Origin of the sequence: Paracoccus endophyticus (assembly GCF_003286075.1) — a bacterium.
Classification (GTDB): Bacteria; Pseudomonadota; Alphaproteobacteria; order Rhodobacterales; family Rhodobacteraceae; genus Paracoccus; species Paracoccus endophyticus.
The window spans coordinates 150,828-170,922 of the sequence record NZ_QLUV01000002.1; the positions used below are offsets into that span (position 1 = coordinate 150,828).

Genomic DNA, 20,095 nt, shown 5'->3' on the forward strand with positions numbered 1-20,095 from the left:
CGCGGCGCAGGGATCGCCCTGCCGCATCGCCTTTGCGCGTCGCCCGCCCCGGATGCGGGTCAGGTCCGCCGCAGCGCCCGGAACGCGGTCGAGGCCGCCCAGCCCGCCACCATGGCGATGGCCAGCGACATCAGCCCGTACCAGAACGGCTGTTCCAGCGAGAGACGATAGAGCCACAGCTCCAGCCCGACCTTGCGCACCTCGATGGGCGCGCGGTGGACGTCCACCACCCGGCCGCCCCGCACCAGAAGGATGCGCGCCTTGTAGGTGCCCTCGATCAGGTTCGACGGCAGCGTGACATCGGCGCGAAACAGCGTCTCCTCGACGACGCGGACGGTGCCCTCGTCCACGCGGTATCGCCCCTGTTCGGTGCGCAGGCGCAGCAGCGCCTCGGTAAAGGCGGTGGCGTCCTCGATCTCGACGGGGCCCGCGAACGACCGCACCGCCAAGGCCGGCGAGATGCGGTACTGCGTGTCGCTTTCGGGCGTCAGCAGCGTGTCCAGCGGTGCGCTGGTGGCGACGACATAGAAATCGGGCGCGGCCCCGATCTCGAGCTGTTCGGCATTGATCCAGATGCCGGCGCGGCGCTCCTTGCGGCGGACGGTGACGGGCTGGGACGGCCCCTCGACGGTCACGATCACGCCCAGTCCGGGGCCGGCCGGGATCGGCGTCTGCCGCTTGACCGCGCCATAGATCAGGATCTGCGAGCCGTCGAAGCTGGTGGTGATCGCCACGTCGTCCTGCGACAGGCCCGCCACGACCTCCTCGGCCGGGGGGCGGGGGGCGGGGATCGTCGTGCGCGTGGGACCGGGCGGAACGGGCGTGTCCGCCGCCTGCGCCCCCGCGGCAGGGGACGCGCCGTCCTGCGCCATCGCGGGCGCGGCCCCGGCCAGCGCCGCCACAAGCGCCAGCCGCGCGGCCCCGCGCCAGGGCCCGCGGGCGGGGGCGTCCGGGCCGGTCATCCCTGGCCCCGCGCCAGCGAATACAGGTCGTCGGGCCGCGCCACCAGGTCGAAGGCCAGCTTGCCGCAGACAGCCAGCACCAGCAGCGCCAGCAGCACGCGCAACTGCTCGGCGCGCAGTTTGGCGCCCCATTGCGTGCCCACCTGCGCGCCGATCACGCCCCCCACGATCAGCAGCACCGCCAGCATGATGTCCACGGTGTTGGAGCTGACCGCGTGCATCAGCGTGGTGAAGGCGCTGACCGCCGCGATCTGGAACAGCGAGGTGCCGATCACGACCTTGGTCGGCATCCCCAGCAGATAGATCATCGCGGGCACCATGATGAAGCCGCCGCCCACCCCCATGATCGCGGCCAGCACCCCCACCGCCAGCCCGACCAGCAGGGGCGGGATCACGCTGATGTACAGCCCCGAGGCGCGGAACTTCATCTTCCAGGGCAGGCGGTGGACCCAGCTGTGCGCGTGCAGCCGCCGCCGCGGCGGCGCGGCCGCACGCGAGGCGCGCAGCGCGCCCAGGCTTTCGCGCAGCATCGTCAGCCCGATGAAGCCCAGGAACACGACATAGCTGAGCTGGACCACCAGTTCGACCTGGCCCCATCGCCGCAGCAGGACGAACACGCCCACCCCCAGCGCCGACCCGGCAATGCCGCCGATCAGCAGCACGACCCCCATGCGGACATCGACCGTCTTGCGTTTCAGATGCGCCAGAACCCCGGAAAAGGACGAGGCGACGACCTGGTTGGCGCCGGTCGCCACCGCGATCGCGGGGGGGATGCCGATGAAGAACAGCAGCGGCGTGATCAGGAACCCGCCGCCGACGCCGAACAGCCCGCTCATCAGCCCGACGACGCCGCCCAGGGCGACCAGCATGAAAGCGTCCACCGACACTTCGGCGATGGGAAGATAGATCTGCATGGCCGCCTGCGTTTTTCTCATCCTGACCGGGGCCGCAATGCAGGTCAAACGGCGATTCGCGTGCAGCTTGCCACAGTGCGTCCGGCCCGGCTAATCAGGGTGCGGACGGGCGGCGGGCCGGTGCGGATTCTGGTCGCTGGCAAGGGCGGCGTCCGCACGCGGTCCGGGGACCCGCGGGGGGCCGGGGGCGGCGCCCCTTGCGCCTGCGCCGTGTGCCCACAAGATGGCTGGCGCAAGAGAGGCCCGCCGGCGCGGGCCGGGGGGCGCACAGGCGCGGACGACACAGGCGGCGCGCGGGCGCGAAAAGGGGCAGCATGCGGATACTGATCACCAACGACGACGGCATCAACGCGCCGGGACTGGCGGCGCTGGAGGATATCGCGGGCGAACTGGCCGGGCCCGGGGGCGAGGTCTGGACCGTCGCCCCCGCGTTCGAGCAGTCGGGCGTGGCGCATTGCATCAGCTATACCCACCCCACCATGATCGCCGAGATGGCGCCCCGCCGCTGGGCGGCCGAGGGCAGCCCAGCCGACTGCGTGCTGGCGGCCCTGGCCGACATCATGGTGGGATCGCCCCCCGATCTGGTGCTGTCGGGGGTGAACCGCGGCAACAACGCCGGCGAGAACGTGATGTATTCCGGCACCATCGGCGGCGCGATGGAGGCGGCGCTGCAGGGCCTGCCGGCGATCGCGCTGTCGCAGTACCTGGGGCCCGAGACGGCGCGGCTGGACGACCCGTTCCAATGCGCGCGCAGCCATGGCGCGCGGGTGGTCCGCGCCCTGCTGGACCGCGCCGACTGGACGGCCGAGGACGATTTCCGCCTGTTCTACAACGTCAACTTTCCCCCCTGCGGGGCCGCCGGCGTGCGCGGCACGCGCGTCGCGCCCCAGGGCCGCCGGCGCGGCGTGCGGTTCGGGGTGCAGCCCCATGTCGCCCCGAACGGCCGGCGGTTCCTGTGGATCACCGGCGGCCCGCAGCATGCCCCGGCGACGCCCGGCAGCGATGTCGAGGCGCTGGGCGCGCATTACATCTCGGTCACGCCGATGCGGCCCGACATCACCTGCCGGGTCGAGACCGGCCGTCTGGCCGCCGTTCTGGACGAGGGATGATGGCCGCCGAGGACAGCCCCGACCCCGCGGCAGGCGACGGCCCGCGCCCCGCACCGGCCGAACGGCAGATGCGCCTGCTGCTGGCGCTGCGCTCGCGCGGGGTGACGGACCCCCGGGTCCTGGCCGCGATGGAGCGGATCGACCGCGGCGCCTTTGTGCGCGGCCATTTCGAGGACCGGGCCTATGACGACACGCCGCTGCCCATCGCCTGCGGCCAGACCATCAGCCAGCCCAGCGTCGTGGGGCTGATGACCCAGGCGCTGAACCCCGGCCCCCGCGACACCGTGCTGGAGATCGGGACCGGCAGCGGATACCAGGCGGCGGTCCTGTCGGTGCTGTGCCGGCGGGTGCTGACGGTGGACCGCCACCGCCGCCTGGTCGCCGAGGCCGAGGCGATCTTTCGCGAGCTGGGCCTGACCAACATCACCGCGCGGGTGGCCGACGGCTCGCGCGGGCTGCCCGAGCAGGCGCCCTTTGATCGCATCATGGTGACCGCCGCGGCCGAGGACCCGCCGGGGCCGCTGTTGTCGCAACTGAAGATCGGGGGTATCATGGTGGTGCCGGTCGGGCAGTCGGACGCGGTGCAGACCCTGATCCGCGTGACGCGGACGGGGACGGGCTATGCCTACGACGAGCTGCGGCAGGTGCGGTTCGTGCCGCTGATCGAGGGGTTGGGACAGACATGACCCCCGAAGACGAACGATGAGGACGGGCAGATGGTCACACGATTTTCGCCGCGCGCAGGGTCCTGCGCGCTGATCCTGGCGCTGTCGGGCTGCGTGCAGCCCATCGCCGGCGCGCCGGGATCGGCCCCCGCGCCGCCGGGCGGCGTGGTGCAGGGGCCTGCGGCCTCGACGCCGCTGGCCATGTCGCGCATGCGGATGCCGCAGGTCGCGATGCCGCAAGTGGCCATGCCCCAGGTCGCCATGCCGCAGGTCGGGTCGCCCCAGGCGGCCGCGGTTCCCGCGGGAACCCCGCAGACGGGCGCGGCGCAGGGGCCCGGCTCTCGGATGACGATGCCGCGGTTCACCCTGCCGTGGGGACGACCCGCGCCCGCGGCAGGCACGGCGGCGCAGGTCAACGACCCGTTTGCCGGGCAGGGTGTGCGACAGCCGACAATTCCCCCCGCCGGAACGCGCGTCGCCGCCGCGCCCGCCTCGCAGGCCCCCGCGCAGGGCGCCGCCCAGGCGCCGGTGCAGGTCGCCGCGCGGTCCCACACGGTCGCCGCGGGCGAGACGGCGTGGTCGATCTCTCGCAAGTACGGGCTGTCGGTCGATGCGCTGGCCAAGGCCAACGCGCTGCCCGCCAGCATGGCCGTGCGGCTGGGGCAGCGCCTGACGATCCCCCCCGCCGCGGGAGCCACGACCGTGGCCGTCGTGACGGCACCGGGCAGCGGCTCGCCCACGCCGCAGCCGCCGTCCGCAGCCAAGCCGCTGCCGGCCGAGCGCACGGCCCCGGCCTCGGCCCCGCCCCCCAAGGCGGCCGCCCCCGACCTGGGGAAAAGCCGCACCGCCGCGTCGGGCAGCGGCCGGTTCGGCATGCCGGTGAACGGCGCGATCGTGCGCCCCTACAAGAAGGGCACGAACGAGGGGATCGACATTTCCGCCGCACCCGGCACGCCGGTCAAGGCGGCGTCGTCCGGCACCGTGGCCGCCGTGACCCGCGACACCGACGGCGTGCCCATCGTCGTCGTGCGCCACGACGGCGGGCTGATGACGGTCTATGCGGGCATCGAGGGCCTGACGGTCGCCAAGGGCGACAGCGTCAAGGCCGGACAGTCCATCGGCACCGCCCGCAGCGAAGGCGTCGTGCATTTCGAGGTTCGCAAGGGCTTCGACAGCGTGGACCCCGAGGGGTATCTGTAAGGCACGGTCATCGGGGCGCCCCAGGGTTGGGCGCTGGTATTTCGACAGCGTGGACTCCGAGGAGTATCTGCAAGGCACGGCCATCGCCTGCCGTGGCGTGCCTTCCCGCACGGCCGCGACGGTCGGTTCGCTTCCGTTCAGGGTTCGCAAGCGTTCTACAGCAGGCCCCCAGTTCTCTGTACGCGACCGAAACCCGCCTGCTGCGGCCTGCCCTTCTGAGAAGGACCGCCGCGCCTTGGCCCCTCTCCGCAGGGCGCTCCTGGCGGCCCGGGGCAATCCCGCGCGCCGAGGTCCGGGTGCCGCAGGGCGTGGGCAACGACCCGGGGCAGGCTTGCCCGCAGCCGCCCCGCAAGGGGATGGACCGGCCTGATCCAGTCGCGCAGGGCCGGCAAGGACCCACGCGCGCCACGATTGCAGGCGTTCCCCCGCAGCGGTCAGCCCTGGCCGGGCCTGACAATCTCGGTGCTGTCAAAGACCTCGGCCACGGCGCGCGCCACCTCGGCGCGGATCAGGCGGTGCAGCGGCCCGTGGACCAGCCGGTCGATCTCGCCCTCGATTTCCTGGCGGATCGCCGCGCGGACCAGGCCGCGCAGGCTGGCGGGTGCCGGCGGCGCGTCGGCCAGCAGCGTGGACGCCGGCGCAGGGGGTTCGGGCAGGGCCGCGGGCTCGACAGCGATTGTGGGCGCACGCGGCTCGGCACTGTGAAAGGTGTCGGCTTCGCCGTGCGGCAGCGCCGCAGCCCAGCCGCCTGACGGCTCGGCCGTCCACAGGGCAGGCGCACCGGCGACAACAAGCGATGGGGCCTGGGACGGGACAGGCGCTGCAAGGGCCGCGTGCTCGGGGGCAACGGGATGCGTGAATGCGCGATGAGGGTGCGGCGTGCCAGGCAGCGCCGCGGCGGGATTGTGTAGGGCCTCCTCTGCGGGCAGGTCGGCGTGCACGTCCCCGACAGCCGCCGCACCCGCGACGGTCCCGTCATCGAGGCCTATGTCCCGCGAGGGGGACGGCTCGCCCGCGCAGGTCGCGCCGATCCAGCCGCCTGGCGCGGCCGGTGCCTCGTTCGCCTCCAGGACGGACCGCAGCCGCAGCCGCCCCTCGGGGCGCCGGAACGTGCCTGCGGGCGGGATCAGGGCATCGGGGTGCAGGCGCAGCGGGGCGCTGTCATTCACCGCCCCGCGGTCCGGGGTGGGATGGGATGCGCCGAACAGCGACGCCGCGTCGCCATGGGGTGCAGGCGGTTGCGCGCTGGTGGGGTCGGCCTGCAACGGAACGGCGCGGGACGCTGGGCCCGGCTGTGCCGCGGCCGGCAACCCGGTGCCGCCCGGGTCGCGGAGCATCGTCGGCGCGGTCCAAGGCGCCGCCGCCTCCGGGGATGGCCCCGCCAGGGCCATGTCCCCGTCCTCGCGCGCGATCAGTCGGCGGATCGAGGCGAGAACGTCGCCCAGGTCGTCGGGGGACATTCCCGGCCGCGCCGGGGTGGCCAGCGTCCCGGGCAGGTGGCGGGCGGGCATCTCGGTCATCGCGCGCGCCCCTGACAAGCGGCGCACCCGCCGGTTTCCTGGCCGGGTTCAGTCCTTGCCGATCGCGCGAAGGACGCGGTCCAGGTTCTTGCCCTGGCGGCTGGTATAGGGCGCGTCGCGCACTGCGGTGTAGTAGGCCGATGGGTCATAGGTGGGGATCCCCAGCTTCAGGTCTTGTGCCGTCAAGACCCCCATAGCAGCCAACAGTTGATAATGTGCTAATTGCAGGTTGGCCTGCGCGGTGATCGCGTCGGCCCGCGCCTGCAGCAGGTCCTGTTCTGCGTCCAGCACGTCCAGCGTGGTGCGCGCGCCCAGCGTCGCCTCCTCGCGCACGCCCTCATAGGCCTGCTGGGCGGCCGAGATCTGCTCGTCGATGGCCGCGATCTGCGCGCGTGCCACGTCGATGTTGGCCCAGGCGATCCCCACCGACTGGCTGACCTGGCGGGCCGAGTTCAGCAGCGTCGCCCGTGCGGCATCGCGGTTGGCCATCGCCCGGCGGTGCACGGCGGGCAGGCGGCCGCCGGAATACAGCGTCTGCTGCATCTGGATCGAGGCCGACAGCGTCCCCGAGTTGTTCGCCTCGGTCCCGCCGGGCAGGCCGAAGGCGTTGCGGGTCGTCTGCGGCTGGCGGGTCGCCGACAGGCCGACGCTGCCGGTCACGGTCGGGCTGCGTTCGGCCGCGGCGGCGGCCACCTGCAGTTCGGCGGCGGCGGCGGTGCGCTGGGCCTGGCGGACGACAGGGTGCGTCTGGCGGGCCGCCGCCTGCGCGGCCTCGACCGAGGCGGGGCGCGCGGGCAGGGGCGGCGGCGGCGCAAGGTCGCGCGGCGCGCGGCCGACCGCCGTGCGATAGTTCTCGCGCGCGATCTCGAGCGCGCCCTGCGCCGAGGCCAGCCCGGCGCGGGTCGCGGCCAGCTGCGCCTCGGCCAGGGCCACGTCGGTCGAGGTGATCTCGCCCACGTCAAAGCGGTCCTGCGCGGCCTGGCGTTCCTCGCCCAGCAGGTTGACCGAGTTTTCCTGCAGCGCCACCTGCTGCTCGGCCGAGCGCACGTCCAGATAGGCCTGGATGGCGGTCAGCAGCACGTCCTGTTCGACGGCGATCAGCGATTCGCGGGTGGCCAGCACGTTTTCCTTGGCGATGTCGATCGCCAGCTGGTTGCGGCCCCAGTCGAACAGCGTCATCTGCGCCACCAGCCGCAGCGACGTCTGCACCGCCTCGGTCCCGTCGGTGCGCTGGAACTCATGCGAGGCCGCCCATTCCACGATCGGGCGCAGCGCCGCCATGGAGACGGCCACGTCCTCGTCCGCGGCGCGCAGCAGGGCGCGGTTCTGGTCGAGCAGGGCGGAATGGCGATAGGCGGCGACCATCGTGTCGGCCAGCGTCTCGGCATGGGCGGGCAGGGCGGCCAGCATGACGGCGCAGGCCAGAAGCCCCCGGCGCAGCGCGCTCACAACGTGAACCCGCGCGGATGGGCAAAGCCCGGCAGAACGGGCGCATGGGCGTGAAAGGCAAAGCGCCACATCAGCCGCCCGTCCAGGCGGGTGCCCAGCCGCACGACGCCCAGCGCGCCCTCGACCCACAGGGCGATGATGCGGCCGCCGTCGGCCAGCTGGTCGGCGATGGTGTCGGGCAGCTGCTCGATCCCCGCGCCGATCAGGATGGCGTCATAGGGCGCCTGCTCGGGCGCGCCGGCGACCAGCTTGCCGTGGACCACGGCCACGTTGTCGCTGCCGCAGGCGGCCAGGCGCGCCTGCGCCGCGGCGGCCATCTCGGCGTCCTGCTCGACGGCGACCACCGCCTGCGCCAACCGCCCCAGCACCGCGGCCGAATAGCCCAGGCCGCAGCCCACATCCAGGACCAGGTCGGTCGGCTGCACGTCCAGCGCGTCGATCATCTTGGCCAGGGTCCGCGGCTCCAACAGGACCCGGCCATGGCCGAGGTCCACGTTCTCGCCCGAATAGGCGATGTCGCGGCGGGCATCGGGGACGAACTCCTCTCGCGGGACCTCGAGCATGGCGGCGATCACGGGATACTTGGTGACGTCGTTGGGGCGGACCTGGGTGTCCACCATCATCGTGCGGCGCTGCTGGAAATCGATCATCGAGGGTGAACCTGGTTGAGGCATCTGGGCCGTTCTTCGCACGGTTTTTCGCCGCGGGCAACGTTGCGCTGGACCGCCGCAGGGCGCGGCGGGGCGGCGGTTCGCGCAACCGTGATAGGCCCGCACGGCTGCCGGGACGGTTCCCTTTGCCGAAACGGCGGGGCAGGATGGGCCGGGCCGCGCCGCGCCATCGTCCCTGCCATTCCCTCAGCCCCAAGGTCCGCATGACCCAACGCCACACCGCCCGCATCGCCATCGTCACCGTGTCCGACCGCGCAAGCCGCGGCGAGTACGAGGACAAGGGCGGCCCCGCCGCCGAGGCGTGGCTGCGCGCCACCCTGACCTCTCCGGCCGAGATCGCCCGCCGGATCGTGCCCGACGGGCGCGAGGGGGTGGCCGCGACCCTGCGGCAACTGGCCGACGGCGACGGCGCCGACCTGATCCTGATCACCGGCGGCACCGGCCCCGCGCCCCGCGACGAAACCCCCGAGGCGCTGGCCGACGTGATCGAAAAGGAGCTGCCCGGCTTTGGCGAGGCGATGCGCCGCGCCTCGCTGGACGAGGGCGTGCCGACCGCGATCCTGTCGCGCCAGACCGCCGGCATCCGCGACGCCTGCCTGATGATCACCCTGCCGGGCAAGCCCGCGGCCATCGCCACCTGCCTGGACGCGGTGTTTGCCGCCGTACCCTATTGCCTGGACCTGATCGGCGCCGCGCGGATCGAGACGGACCCCGCGCGGATCGTGGCGTTCCGGCCCAAGGGCTGAGCGGGCAGGCCGCATCCGCCGCCGTCGCGCCGCCCCCCACCCCCCGGACCGGCACAAGGCTGCCCTGCGATCAGGGCGGCACGACTGCGCGCGGGCGGCAAGCGCCGCGCTGCCGGGGACGCCTAGACCGGCACCGCGGTCGTCTGCATCACCGTCCTCAGCGAGAACGACGAATGCATCTGCGCCACGCCCGGCAGCCGCGACAGGTGCTGGCGGTGGATGCGGGCAAAGTCGTCGGTGTCCTCGGCCAGGACCTTGACCAGGTAATCGGCCGTCCCCGCCATCAGGTGGCATTCCAGCACGTCGGGGATCGCGCGGACGGCTTTTTCGAACGCGTCCAGCAGCTCGTCGGCCTGTCCCGACAGCGTGATCTCGACAAAGACGGTGGTCGTGCGGCCCAGGCTGCGGGGGTTCAGCAGGGCGACATAGCCGGCGATGAAGCCCGCCTCCTCCAGCCGCTGCACGCGGCGGTGGCAGGCGCTGGCCGACAGGTTCACCCGTGCGGCAAGGTCCGCGTTGCTGATCCGCCCGTCCTTTTGCAGCACCGACAGGATGCGGCGGTCGGTTGCGTCCAGATGCTCCATCCTCGCAGATCCTTCGACGGGCGCGGCCAGCGCCGCGAGACCCTGCGATGCTAGACCCACAAGCCGGGCAAGATAAGCAGAAACTTGCGTCCGCCCCGTGACAGCATCCACCATCCCCAACGACAGGAGCGTGCCGTGCAGATCGGTTGTCCCACAGAGATCAAGCCGCAGGAATTCCGCGTGGGCCTTGCCCCCGATGCCGCGCGCGAACTGGTCGGCAGGGGCCATGGCGTGCTGGTCCAGTCCGGGGCGGGGCTGGGGTCGGGATTCGCCGACGACGCCTATGCCGCGGCAGGGGCGCGGATCGTGCCGGATGCGGACGGGGTGTTCGCGCAGGCGGACATGATCGTCAAGGTCAAGGAACCCCAGGCAGCCGAGCGTGCGATGCTGCGCAAGGGGCAGGTGCTGTTCACCTATCTGCACCTTGCCCCCGATCCCGACCAGACGCGCGAGTTGCTGGCCTCGGGCGCGACCGCCATCGCCTATGAGACGGTGACGGACGCGCGCGGCGGGCTGCCGCTGCTGGCGCCGATGTCCGAGGTCGCGGGACGGCTGGCCCCGCAGGTGGGCGCATGGACCCTGCAAAAGGCCAACGGCGGGCGCGGCGTGCTGCTGGGCGGCGTGCCGGGCGTGCGGCCCGCGCGCGTGGTCATCATCGGCGGTGGCGTGGTGGGCACGGCGGCGGCCCGCGTCGCGGTCGGCATGGGGGCGAACGTCACCGTGCTGGACCGCAACGTGGCGCGGCTGAGCTATCTCGACGACATCTTCATGGGCAAGCTGACGACCCAGTATTCCAGCGCGGGCGCCATCGCCGACCTGCTGCCCACCGCCGACATGGTGATCGGGGCGGTGCTGATCCCGGGTGCGGCCGCGCCCCGGCTGGTGTCGCGCGCGCAGCTTTCGACGATGCTGCCGGGCGCGGCGCTGGTCGATGTGGCGATCGACCAGGGCGGCTGCTTCGAAACCTCGCGCCCGACCACCCACCAGGACCCCATCTACGAGGTGGACGGCGTCATGCACTATTGCGTGGCCAACATGCCCGGCGCGGTGGCGCGGACCGCGACGCAGGCGCTGGGGAACGCCACGCTGCCCTTCGTGCTGGCGCTGGCGGGCGGCTGGCGCGAGGCGATGGCCACGGACCCGCATCTGCGTGCGGGGCTGGCGGTCCACGCGGGCACGCTGACCTCGCCCCCGGTGGGCGAGGCGCTGGGGATTGCGGCCGTCAGGCCCGAGGACGTGCTGGCGTGACCTGCGGTTCACGCCCCTGACCGGCAGGACCACCGCAAAGGCGATGATGAGGAAGGGGATGACCGCCGTCAGAACGCTGCCCTAGGCAAGGACCGGGGCATCGCGCGCGGCCTGAACGGCGGGATGGTCGTCGCCGTTCATCGGCCGGCAAGGGGTGGACACATCGGTGCCGCCGGTCGCTGGTTCCGGCGCCGGCTGCATCAGGTCGTTCCCCATCGAGTGACGATCGCCGTGGAGGCCGCGCCGACAATGAGGCCCACGGCCGTGTCCATGACATTGCCCTTGGCGATGAAATCGCGAAACTCTCCGATCATGTCTCCTGCCCTCCTCTGCCGCGCCGGTTCGGTCCGGCCCGTTGGAGGGCGACAGTTTTTCCGCCCTTGCGGCAGCCGAAGGAAAGCCCATGCCCGCCGATCTGTCCTCGTTCCCGATCACCCGCCGCTGGCCCCCGCAGCGCCCGGACGTGATCCAGCTTTACAGCCTGCCCACGCCGAACGGGGTCAAGGCGTCGATCATGCTCGAGGAATGCGGCCTCGACTATGACGTCCACCGCATCAGCATCGGCGACCCCGAGGATCAGATGACGCCCGAGTTCCTGTCGCTGAACCCCAACCACAAGATCCCCGCGATCATCGACCCGAACGGGCCGGACGGGCAGCCGATGGGGCTGTGGGAATCCGGCGCGATCCTGATCTATCTGGCCGACAAGACCGGCCGCTTCCTGCCGCCCGACGGGGCCGCGCGCTATCGCACGATCCAGTGGCTGATGTTCCAGATGGGCGGCGTCGGGCCGATGTTCGGCCAGATCGGCTTTTTTCACCGCTACAAGGGCCGCGAGATCGAGGACAAGCGCCCGCTGACCCGTTACGTCAACGAGGCGAGGCGCCTGCTGGGCGTGATCGACCGCCAGCTGGACGGGCAGGACTGGATCGCGGGCGAGTATTCCATCGCCGACATCGCCATCGGACCCTGGGTGCGCAACCTGCGGACCGGGTACGAGGCCCACGACATGGTGGGCCTGGACGATTTCCGCAACATCGCCCGATGGCTCGATGCCTTCATGGCGCGGCCCGCGGTCGCACGGGGGCTGACGATCCCGGCCGCGCCCGACGCCTAGGCCCGGCCGCGGATCAGGTCGGCGGCGCGTTCGGCGATCATGATCGTGGGCGCATTGGTGTTGCCGCCGATCAGCCGCGGCATCACCGAGGCGTCCACCACCCGCAGCCCGCCCACCCCGCGCACCCGCAGCTGCGGGTCGGTGACGGCCAGATCGTCCTGTCCCATCCGGCAGGTGCCGACCGGGTGATAGATCGTGTCCGCCCGCGCCCGGATGTCGGCCAGGATGGCCGCGTCGCTGCCGTCATGGGGCCACAGGGGCCTGCCCCGCCACGGGTCCAGCGGCGGCTGGGCCAGGATGTCCGCCAGCACCCGCACCGCCCGGACCATCGCCGCGGCATCGCGCGGATCGGACAGGAAACCGGGGTCGATCAGCGGCGCGCGTGCAGGGTCCACCGAGGCCAGCCGCACCGTCCCCCGGCTGTCCGGCCGCAGCAGGCAGACATGGGCCGACCAGCCATCCGCCAGATGCATCCGGCGCATGTGCCGATCGACGATGCCGATGACGAAATGGATTTGCAGGTCGGGGACGGTCAGGTCCGGGCGGGACCTCAGGAAGGCCGCGCCCTCGGCATAGGGGGTGGACCACAGCCCGCCCCGGTCCCGCCGCCAGCCGCGCCCGGCCAGCGCCAGCCGCAGCAGCGCCCGCGGGTTCAGCCCGATCACGTCGCGGCGCGGCGACCGGAAGCCCAGCACATGGTCCAGGTGGTCCTGCAGGTTGGCCCCCACGCCCGGCAGGTCGCACCGGACCGCGATGCCGTGGGCGCGCAGGTGATCGGCCGGGCCGATCCCCGACAGCATCAGCAGATGCGGCGAGCCGAAGGCGCCTGCCGACAGGATGACCTCGCGCGTGGCCTCGATCCGGCGGCCGCACCGGGTGACGACCGCGGCGGCGCGGCCGTCTTCCACGATGATCCGGTCCACCGGGGTGCGCGTCAGCACGGTCAGGTTCGGACGGTGGCGGACCGGGAACAGATAGGCCGCCGCGGCCGAGCAACGTTCGCCCCGGCGCGGGCCGGAATGAAACTGCGTGACCTGATACAGGCCCGCGCCCTCCTGCACGGGTCCGTTGATGTCGTCGTTGCGGGGGTGGCCCGCGGCCGCGCAGGCCTCGACGAAGGCCAGCGAGATCGCGGCGGGCGCGCGCTGGTCGGACACGTGCAACGGCCCGTCCGCGCCATGCAGGGCACTGGCCCCGCGCCCGTTCGATTCGGCCCGCAGGAAATACGGCAGGACCGAATGCCAGTCCCAGCCCTCGGCCCCCAGATCCGCCCATTCGTCATAGTCGCGGGGCACCCCCCGCACATACAGCATGGCATTGATCGCCGATGACCCGCCCAGGCACCGCCCGCGCGGCTGGAACCCGCGCCGACCGCCCAGGCCCGGCTGCGGGGTCGTGTGGAACGCCCAGTTGTTGATCCGCGGCAGTCCCGACACCATCCCCGCCGTCCCGCCGGGGATGCGGACCAGCGGGCCGTCGCCGCCGCCGCCCGCCTCGATCAGGCAGACGGAGGTGCCCGCGTCCTCGGACAGTCGGGCGGCCAGGACGCAGCCGGCCGAGCCGCCGCCGACGATGACATGATCGAACCTCATGCCCGGCAGGCTAGCACCGCGCCGTCACGACGCCAGCCTGACGTCAGGTCCGCAGGGTGCCGCCCGTGGCCTTGGCGACCTTGTCCACGATCTTCGCGGCGACCGCCTCGATGTCCTTGTCGGTCAGGGTCTTGTCGCGCGGTTGCAGGCGCGCGGTGATCGCCACCGATTTCTTGCCCGGTCCCATCTGCGCCTGCGCCTTCTCGCCCGTGAACTGGTCGAAGACGCGGACGCTTTCGATCAACGCCTTGTCGGCCCCCTGCGCCGCGTTGACGATCGCCAGCGCCTCGACCCGCTCGTCCACCACGAAGGCAAAGTCGCGGTCCACCGCCTGCAGGTCGCTGATCGCCAGCGCCGGGCGGGTGGGCGTCCGGACCTTGGGCAGCGGCACCTTGGCCAGATGTACGGTGAAGGCCACCGCCGGCCCCTTGACGTCCAGCGCCCGCAGGACGCGCGGATGCACCTCGCCGAAGGTGGCCAGCCGGTTCGGGCCCAGCGCGATGTTGCCTGCGCGCCCCGGATGCCACCAGCCGTCCAGCTTGCGGTCGATCTGGGCGCGGGCGGGGGCGCCCGCGGCCGACAGGATCGCCTCGGCGTCCGCGCGGGCGTCAAAGATGTCCACGGTGCGGCGAGAGCCATGCGGATCGCGCGCGGCAAAGGCCCCGACCAGCAGGCCGGACAGTTGCACCGCCTGTTCGCCCGGCTCGCCGCCGGCAAAGACCGGGCCCACCTCGAACAGCGCCAGATCGGCAAAGCCGCGCGCCTGGTTGCGGGCCGCCGCCGCCAGCAGGCCGGGCAGCAGGTCGGGGCGCAGATGGGTCATCTCGGACGAGATCGGGTTCTCGATCCGCACCGCGTCCGAGCCGCCGCCGAACAGCGCGGCCGAGGACTGGTCGATGAAGCTGTAGGTCACGCACTCGTTGTAGCCCAGGGCGGCCGCCGTCCGCCGCGCGGCGGATTCGCGGCGCTGCAGGGGGGTCAGGACCGGCTGCGGCACGCCCGCGCGCGGGCGCGGCAGGGGCTGGCCCTGCAGGCGCGACAGGCTGGCGATGCGGGCGATTTCCTCGACCAGATCGGCCTCGCCCTGCACGTCGGGGCGCCAGCTGGGCACATGGGCCATGTCGTCCTCCAGCCGGAACCCCAGCGCCTGAAGCGTGGCGCGCTGCTGCGCCTCGGGGATGTCCATGCCCACAAGGCTGGCCGTCCGCGCGGGGTCCAGCCGATAGGCGCGCCCGGTGTCCGGCACGGCGCCCGCCTCGACCACGCGGCTGGCCTCGCCCCCGCACAGGTCCAGGATCATCCGGGTGGCAAGCTCCAGCCCCGGCCGGGTGAAGGCCGGGTCCACGCCGCGCTCGAACCGATAGCGCGCATCGCTGCTGATCCGCAGCGCGCGGCCCGTGGCGGCGATGCCGATGGGCTGCCACCAGGCGCTTTCCAGGAACACGTCGGTCGTCTCGGCGGTGACGCCTGACGCCTCGCCCCCCATGATCCCGGCAAGGCTTTCGGGGCCGCGGGCGTCGGCGATCACCAGGTCGCCGGGCCGCAGGTCATACGCCTTGCCGTCCAGCGCCAGCAGGGTTTCGCCGGGTTGCGCGCCGCGCACGACCAGATCGCCCGACACCTTGCCCGCATCGAACACATGCAGCGGACGGTTCAGGTCAAAGGTGAACAGGTTGGTGATGTCCACCAGGGCCGAGATCGGCCGCAGCCCGATCGCCCGCAGCCGCCGTTGCAGCCAGTCGGGGCTGGGGCCGTTCGTCACCCCCCGGATCAGCCGGCCGGTGAAATGCGGGGCCCGCGCCGCCGCCTGCGCCGCGATGGTCACGCCGATGGGGCTGTCGAACCCGCCGGGCACCGGGGCCACGATCAGCGGCTTCAGCACCCCCAAGCCCCGCGCCGCCAGATCGCGCGCGATGCCGCGCACGCCCAGCGCATCGGGGCGATTTGGTGTGATCTTGATCTCGATCACCGGGTCGATCCTGTCGGGCGCATTGTCCGCCAGCCAGTCCACAAAGCGCTGCCCGACCGTCCCCGAGGGCAGCTCGATGATGCCGTCATGCTCCTCGGACAGCTCCAGCTCGCGCTCGGACGCCATCATGCCGTGCGATTCGACGCCGCGGATCTTGCCCACGCCCAGGGTCGTGTCGATGCCGGGGACGTAGTCGCCGGGCTTGGCCAGAACGACCGTGATCCCCGCCCGCGCGTTGGGCGCCCCGCAGACGATCTGCTTTTCGCCCTGGTCGGTCAGCACGCGGCAGACCCGCAGCCGGTCGGCATCGGGGTGCTGCTCGGCGTGTTCGATCCGCGCCAGGGTGAAGGGCGCCAGCTTCGCCGCGGGGTCGGCGACCTCCTCGACCTCGAGGCCCAGGTCGGTCAGCGCCTCGGTGATCTCGGCCAGCGTCGCCGTGGTGTCGAGATGGTCACGAAGCCAGGAAAGGGTGAATTTCATCGCAGCGCCTCGGGTTCCGGGTGCCCCGGGCCCTGGGGGCGGGGCGGCTGTCGCCTTGAACCGTCCCGCGCGCGCGGGGTCAAGCCTGCGCGGCCCGCAACGGGGCCGCGCAGTGGAATCGCGTCAGCGCGGGGCGTCCGGCACGTGATGGCCGCCCTGCGCCAGGTATTCGTTTGTCAGCTTGATGATGACCGGCGACAGCAGCAGCAGCGAGATCAGGTTCGGGATCGCCATCATCGCGTTCAGCGTGTCCGCGATCAGCCAGGCGAAATCCAGCGACACCACCGTGCCCAGGAACACCGCCGCCACCCACAAGAGGCGGAACGGCGTCTCGACCACCGAGCCGGCCAGGAACTCCCAGCATTTCTCGGCGTAGAAGGCCCAGCCGAGGATGGTGGTGAAGGCAAAGACCGCCAGCAGGATCGCCAGGATCTCCTCGCCCACGCCCGGCATCGCCTGCTCGAACGCCGAGGCCGACAGCACCGCGCCGGTCGCGCCCGAGGTCCAGACGCCCGTCACCATGATCGCCAGCGCGGTCATCGTGCAGATGACGATGGTGTCGATGAAGGTGCCCATCATCCCGATCATCCCGGAATAGACCGGGTCGCGGGTGGCCCCCGCCGCCTGGGCGATCCCCGCGGTGCCCAGGCCCGCCTCGTTCGAGAAGATGCCGCGGGCGACGCCGCGCTGGATGCCGGCCAGCACGCTGGCCCCGATGAACCCGCCGGTCGCCGCCGTGGGGGTAAAGGCCGAGGTGATGATGGTCATGAAGGCCGCGGGCACCGCCTGGATGTTGACCGCCAGCACCACCAGCACCGCCAGGATATAGCCGACCGCCATCGCCGGGACGAGCCGTTCGGCCACCGCGCCGATGCGGCGGATGCCGCCCAGAACGACCGCCGCGGTCAGCACCGTCAGCACCACGCCGGTGATCCAGCTGGGCAGGCCGAAGGCGTTGCCCATCGCCTCGGCGATGCTGTTGGACTGCACCATGTTGCCGATGCCAAAGCCCGCCAGCCCGCCGAACAGCGCGAACGCCGTGCCGAGCCAGCCCCAGCGCCGCCCGAGGCCGTTCTTGATCGCATACATCGGGCCGCCCGCGTGTTCGCCCTGGTCGTCAAGCTGGCGGTATTGCACGGCGACCACGACCTCGGCGTATTTCGTGGCCATGCCGACGAATGCCGTCATCCACATCCAGAACACCGCGCCGGGGCCACCCAGCGCGATGGCGGTGGCGACGCCGGCGATGTTGCCGGTGCCCACGGTCGCCGACAGCGCCGTCATCAGCGCGGCATAGGGCGAGATCTCGCCGTCCGCCTCGCTGTCGGGCCGGCGGCTTTGCCAGACCATGCGGAAGCCGTAGCCGATCTTGCGCAGCGGCATGAAGCGCAGCCGGATCTGCAGGTAAAGCCCGGTGCCGAGGATCAGCACGATCATCGGCACGCCCCAGACGATGCCGTTGAGCCATGTGAAAAAGTCGTGGATGCCGCCCATCCTGTCCCCCCTCTGCGTGATTGGCGGGCAGGTTGCCTTGGCAACGGTCACGATGTCGAGAGGGAAGGGCGATCTGCCATGCCGACGCGACGGATCGCCAGCGGGCGGGGGTGGGCAGGGTGTCAGGAGAGGGTCGGTCCCGCGTCTGTGGGGCGCGGAACGTGGCGGGATTCTCGTTCCTGCGGGCCTCCACTCGCAGCCGACAGGTCTCGGGATGCGGCTAGCTCTGCGCGATCCGCGCGAGGGTGAAGGAGGAAAGCCCCGCGGCAAGATCGACGACCTCCTCAATCTCGAGCCCGAGGTCGGTCAGCGCGTCGGTGATCTCGGTCAGGGTCGCCGTGGTGTCGAGATGGCGACGGAGCCAGGAGAGGGTGAGTTTCATGTGGCAGTGTCCGTAGAGTCATGGACCAGTCAGCAGAGCAATAACTGGGCGGGCAGTCGTGATCGCCAGAGTCGTCGCTCCATATACCTTGAGCAGCCAGTCTGAAATTTCCCATAGTTCTTTGGCAGACCGCAGCTTCGCATATACGTCCTTTATCACAGTTTCTGTCTTATTCAGCACCGCCTCTGCGTCAGGATTATTCTTAAGATCAGGAAAGTTTCGCTCTAGCGCCATGTAGGCCGCAACGGTATCTTGCAAAGATTGAAGCGTATATCGATGACCAAAAAAGGGAAACATTGACAATCTAAATTCAAGTGACGCCAACCCAGTAAGTAGGGCCTCTCTTAAGAAATCTTGCTCTGAAAGTTGCCGCTCCTTCAGCCAAGACGAAAGCTGCGCAACCATGTCGATCAGCTCGATTCGTTCATCGTCTGAGATTCTTCGATATGAAAAAACCTGACGAAGTGGCGGGGATAGTCCTCGAAGGAGGGCGATATTTGTCTGTGATATCTGGTTCAGGCCAAAATTTACCCAAGGATGCGCGAATCCAGAATGACTAAACGCAAGTTGGATCTCGTCAATTGCCGCCAGCAGGTCGCTTTGGTGATCGTCATCTATCTGCACCAGTCGAACCAGAGATCGCAGCTCATCAATGCGCTCAATTATAGCAGTAAGTATCCGATAGAAATCAGGAGTCCAAGGCTCAACGTCGAAGTGTTGTCCTAGGAACTCTCCCCCGGGGAGATGTGTCTCGCCTTGCCGCAATCCATTTAAAAGTTGGACTATCTCCCGTGCAGGATCAGTAAGTTTGACTTCACTATCAGCCGATGCATGTACCTCAGCCATTTATCTGCTTAACCCCCCACTCACCGACGGCACATCCCCCGCCGCAAACCCGTAATGCCGCAGCCAGCGCAAATCGCTCTCGAAGAACGCGCGCAGATCGGGAATCCCGTATTTCAGCATGGCAATCCGGTCGATGCCCATGCCGAAGGCAAAGCCCTGCCACTCGGCGGGGTCGATCCCCCCGGCCTCCAGCACCTTGGGATGGACCATGCCCGACCCCAGGATTTCCAGCCAGCTTTCCCCCTGCCCGATCTTCAGCTGCCCGCCCGACCAGTCGCAGCGGATGTCCACCTCGGCGGACGGCTCGGTGAAGGGGAAATGCGAGGCGCGGAAGCGCAGTTCGACCTGATCGACCTCGAAGAAGGCGCGGCAGAATTCCTCCAGCGTCCATTTCAGGTTGGCCATGGAAATGTCCTTCCCGATCGCCAGCCCCTCGACCTGGTGGAACATGGGCGTGTGGGTCTGGTCCATGTCCATGCGATAGACGCGGCCCGGCGCGATCACGCGGATCGGCGCGCCCTGCGCCTGCATGGCGCGGATCTGGACGGGCGAGGTGTGGGTGCGCAGCACATGGGGCGGGCGGGTGTCGCCTGTCGCGCGGGCCATGAAGAACGTGTCGTGTTCCTGCCGCGCGGGGTGTTCGGGCGGGATGTTCAGCGCGTCGAAGTTGAACCAGTCGCTCTCGACCTGCGGCCCCTCGGCCACGGAAAACCCCATGTCGGCAAAGATCGCCGTCACCTCGTCCATGACCTGAGACACGGGGTGGATCGTCCCCTGCGGACGCGGGCGGCCGGGCAGGGTGACGTCCAGCCACTCGCCCGCCAGGCGCGCGTCCAGCGCCGCGTCCTCAAGCGCCAGCTTGCGGGCGCGCAGCGCGGCGTCGATCTCGTCCTTCAGGCGGTTGAGGGCGGCGCCGGTGGTCTGCCGCTCCTCGGGGGTCATGCGGCCCAGTTCGCGCATCATCAGCGCGATCTCGCCCTTTTTCCCCAGGGCGGCCAGGCGCACCTCCTCCAGCGCGGCGACGCCCTCGGCCTCGGCGACGCGGGCAAGCCAGGTGGAACGCAAGCGGTCGGGATCGGTCATGGGGGCCTCGCGGGAAAATGCGCGGCAGCCCTTAGCACGCGGGCGCTGGCCGTTCCAGCGCCGC

General features: G+C 71.0%; 19 protein-coding genes. 6 read left to right on the plus strand and 13 right to left on the minus strand.

Features of this window, described 5'->3' with window-relative positions:
- Positions 1 to 59 precede the first annotated feature (59 nt).
- Entirely contained in the window at positions 60 to 962 is a 903-nt protein-coding gene (locus DPQ23_RS04370) for a TIGR02186 family protein (protein WP_240602407.1), read from the minus strand.
- Positions 959 to 1,876, minus strand: coding sequence for a sulfite exporter TauE/SafE family protein (locus DPQ23_RS04375; protein ID WP_112873470.1), 918 nt, complete (start codon positions 1,874 to 1,876; stop codon positions 959 to 961). Before DPQ23_RS04375 ends, DPQ23_RS04370 begins: the two co-directional genes overlap by 4 nt.
- Before the next feature lie 314 nt (positions 1,877 to 2,190).
- Between DPQ23_RS04375 and surE the strand changes: the two genes are divergently transcribed.
- The 3 genes from surE to DPQ23_RS04390 are packed head-to-tail and all read left to right on the plus strand — an operon-like array spanning position 2,191 to position 4,850.
- Complete coding sequence (gene surE, locus DPQ23_RS04380; protein ID WP_112873471.1) at positions 2,191 to 2,985, plus strand: 5'/3'-nucleotidase SurE; 795 nt, start codon at positions 2,191 to 2,193, stop codon at positions 2,983 to 2,985.
- Positions 2,985 to 3,671 (plus strand): protein-L-isoaspartate(D-aspartate) O-methyltransferase, encoded by a 687-nt coding sequence (locus DPQ23_RS04385; RefSeq protein WP_112873574.1) that lies wholly within the window; start codon positions 2,985 to 2,987, stop codon positions 3,669 to 3,671. Before surE ends, DPQ23_RS04385 begins: the two co-directional genes overlap by 1 nt.
- Positions 3,672 to 3,701: 30 nt before the next feature.
- On the plus strand, positions 3,702 to 4,850 hold the full coding sequence (locus DPQ23_RS04390; RefSeq protein WP_112873472.1) for a M23 family metallopeptidase: 1,149 nt from the start codon (positions 3,702 to 3,704) through the stop codon (positions 4,848 to 4,850).
- Positions 4,851 to 5,284: 434 nt separating this feature from the next.
- Here DPQ23_RS04390 and DPQ23_RS04395 read toward each other — a convergent pair whose 3' ends face one another.
- Genes DPQ23_RS04395 through DPQ23_RS04405 form a run of 3 tightly spaced genes read right to left on the minus strand, consistent with a single transcriptional unit; the run spans position 5,285 to position 8,469 of the window.
- Positions 5,285 to 6,370, minus strand: a complete 1,086-nt coding sequence (locus tag DPQ23_RS04395; protein WP_112873473.1) for a hypothetical protein — start codon at positions 6,368 to 6,370, stop codon at positions 5,285 to 5,287.
- Between the two features lie 48 nt (positions 6,371 to 6,418).
- The gene (locus DPQ23_RS04400; protein WP_112873575.1) at positions 6,419 to 7,780 is read right to left on the minus strand and encodes a TolC family outer membrane protein; all 1,362 of its coding nucleotides are present in this window, start codon (positions 7,778 to 7,780) and stop codon (positions 6,419 to 6,421) included.
- A 35-nt stretch (positions 7,781 to 7,815) separates the two neighbouring features.
- The gene (locus tag DPQ23_RS04405; RefSeq protein ID WP_112873474.1) at positions 7,816 to 8,469 is read right to left on the minus strand and encodes a protein-L-isoaspartate O-methyltransferase family protein; all 654 of its coding nucleotides are present in this window, start codon (positions 8,467 to 8,469) and stop codon (positions 7,816 to 7,818) included.
- Positions 8,470 to 8,693: 224 nt separating this feature from the next.
- On the opposite strand from DPQ23_RS04405, the gene mog reads away from it, so the two are divergent.
- A complete protein-coding gene (gene mog, locus DPQ23_RS04410) occupies positions 8,694 to 9,236 on the plus strand; it encodes a molybdopterin adenylyltransferase (RefSeq protein WP_112873475.1) in 543 nt (180 codons plus the stop codon).
- A 122-nt stretch (positions 9,237 to 9,358) separates the two neighbouring features.
- Here mog and DPQ23_RS04415 read toward each other — a convergent pair whose 3' ends face one another.
- Positions 9,359 to 9,820 (minus strand): Lrp/AsnC family transcriptional regulator, encoded by a 462-nt coding sequence (locus DPQ23_RS04415; protein WP_112873476.1) that lies wholly within the window; start codon positions 9,818 to 9,820, stop codon positions 9,359 to 9,361.
- A gap of 135 nt (positions 9,821 to 9,955) precedes the next feature.
- Here DPQ23_RS04415 and ald point away from each other — a divergent pair, with 135 nt between their 5' ends.
- Positions 9,956 to 11,068 carry an alanine dehydrogenase gene (gene ald / locus DPQ23_RS04420; protein ID WP_112873477.1) on the plus strand — a complete coding sequence of 371 codons (1,113 nt, stop codon included), beginning with the start codon at positions 9,956 to 9,958 and terminating at the stop codon, positions 11,066 to 11,068.
- A gap of 200 nt (positions 11,069 to 11,268) precedes the next feature.
- Here ald and DPQ23_RS04425 read toward each other — a convergent pair whose 3' ends face one another.
- Positions 11,269 to 11,382 carry an MscL family protein gene (locus DPQ23_RS04425; protein WP_112873478.1) on the minus strand — a complete coding sequence of 38 codons (114 nt, stop codon included), beginning with the start codon at positions 11,380 to 11,382 and terminating at the stop codon, positions 11,269 to 11,271.
- 89 nt (positions 11,383 to 11,471) lie between these two features.
- Between DPQ23_RS04425 and DPQ23_RS04430 the strand changes: the two genes are divergently transcribed.
- Entirely contained in the window at positions 11,472 to 12,185 is a 714-nt protein-coding gene (locus DPQ23_RS04430; protein WP_112873479.1) for a glutathione S-transferase C-terminal domain-containing protein, read from the plus strand.
- Here the strand turns inward: DPQ23_RS04430 and DPQ23_RS04435 are convergent.
- The 6 genes from DPQ23_RS04435 to pheS form a co-directional block, all read right to left on the minus strand.
- Positions 12,182 to 13,777: a GMC family oxidoreductase gene (locus tag DPQ23_RS04435; protein ID WP_112873480.1), complete on the minus strand. Its 1,596-nt coding sequence runs from the start codon at positions 13,775 to 13,777 to the stop codon at positions 12,182 to 12,184. The two genes, DPQ23_RS04430 and DPQ23_RS04435, sit on opposite strands and share 4 nt — an antisense overlap.
- Before the next feature lie 43 nt (positions 13,778 to 13,820).
- A complete protein-coding gene (gene pheT / locus DPQ23_RS04440) occupies positions 13,821 to 16,226 on the minus strand; it encodes a phenylalanine--tRNA ligase subunit beta (RefSeq protein ID WP_112873481.1) in 2,406 nt (801 codons plus the stop codon).
- 123 nt (positions 16,227 to 16,349) lie between these two features.
- Positions 16,350 to 17,720, minus strand: a complete 1,371-nt coding sequence (locus DPQ23_RS04445) for an alanine/glycine:cation symporter family protein (protein WP_112873482.1) — start codon at positions 17,718 to 17,720, stop codon at positions 16,350 to 16,352.
- 220 nt (positions 17,721 to 17,940) lie between these two features.
- Positions 17,941 to 18,102, minus strand: a complete 162-nt coding sequence (locus DPQ23_RS15330; RefSeq protein WP_162630638.1) for a hypothetical protein — start codon at positions 18,100 to 18,102, stop codon at positions 17,941 to 17,943.
- Positions 18,103 to 18,120: 18 nt separating this feature from the next.
- Positions 18,121 to 18,948: a hypothetical protein gene (locus DPQ23_RS15335; protein WP_162630639.1), complete on the minus strand. Its 828-nt coding sequence runs from the start codon at positions 18,946 to 18,948 to the stop codon at positions 18,121 to 18,123.
- Positions 18,949 to 20,031, minus strand: a complete 1,083-nt coding sequence (gene pheS / locus DPQ23_RS04450) for a phenylalanine--tRNA ligase subunit alpha (protein WP_112873483.1) — start codon at positions 20,029 to 20,031, stop codon at positions 18,949 to 18,951. It lies immediately after the preceding gene.
- Positions 20,032 to 20,095: the final 64 nt, after the last annotated feature.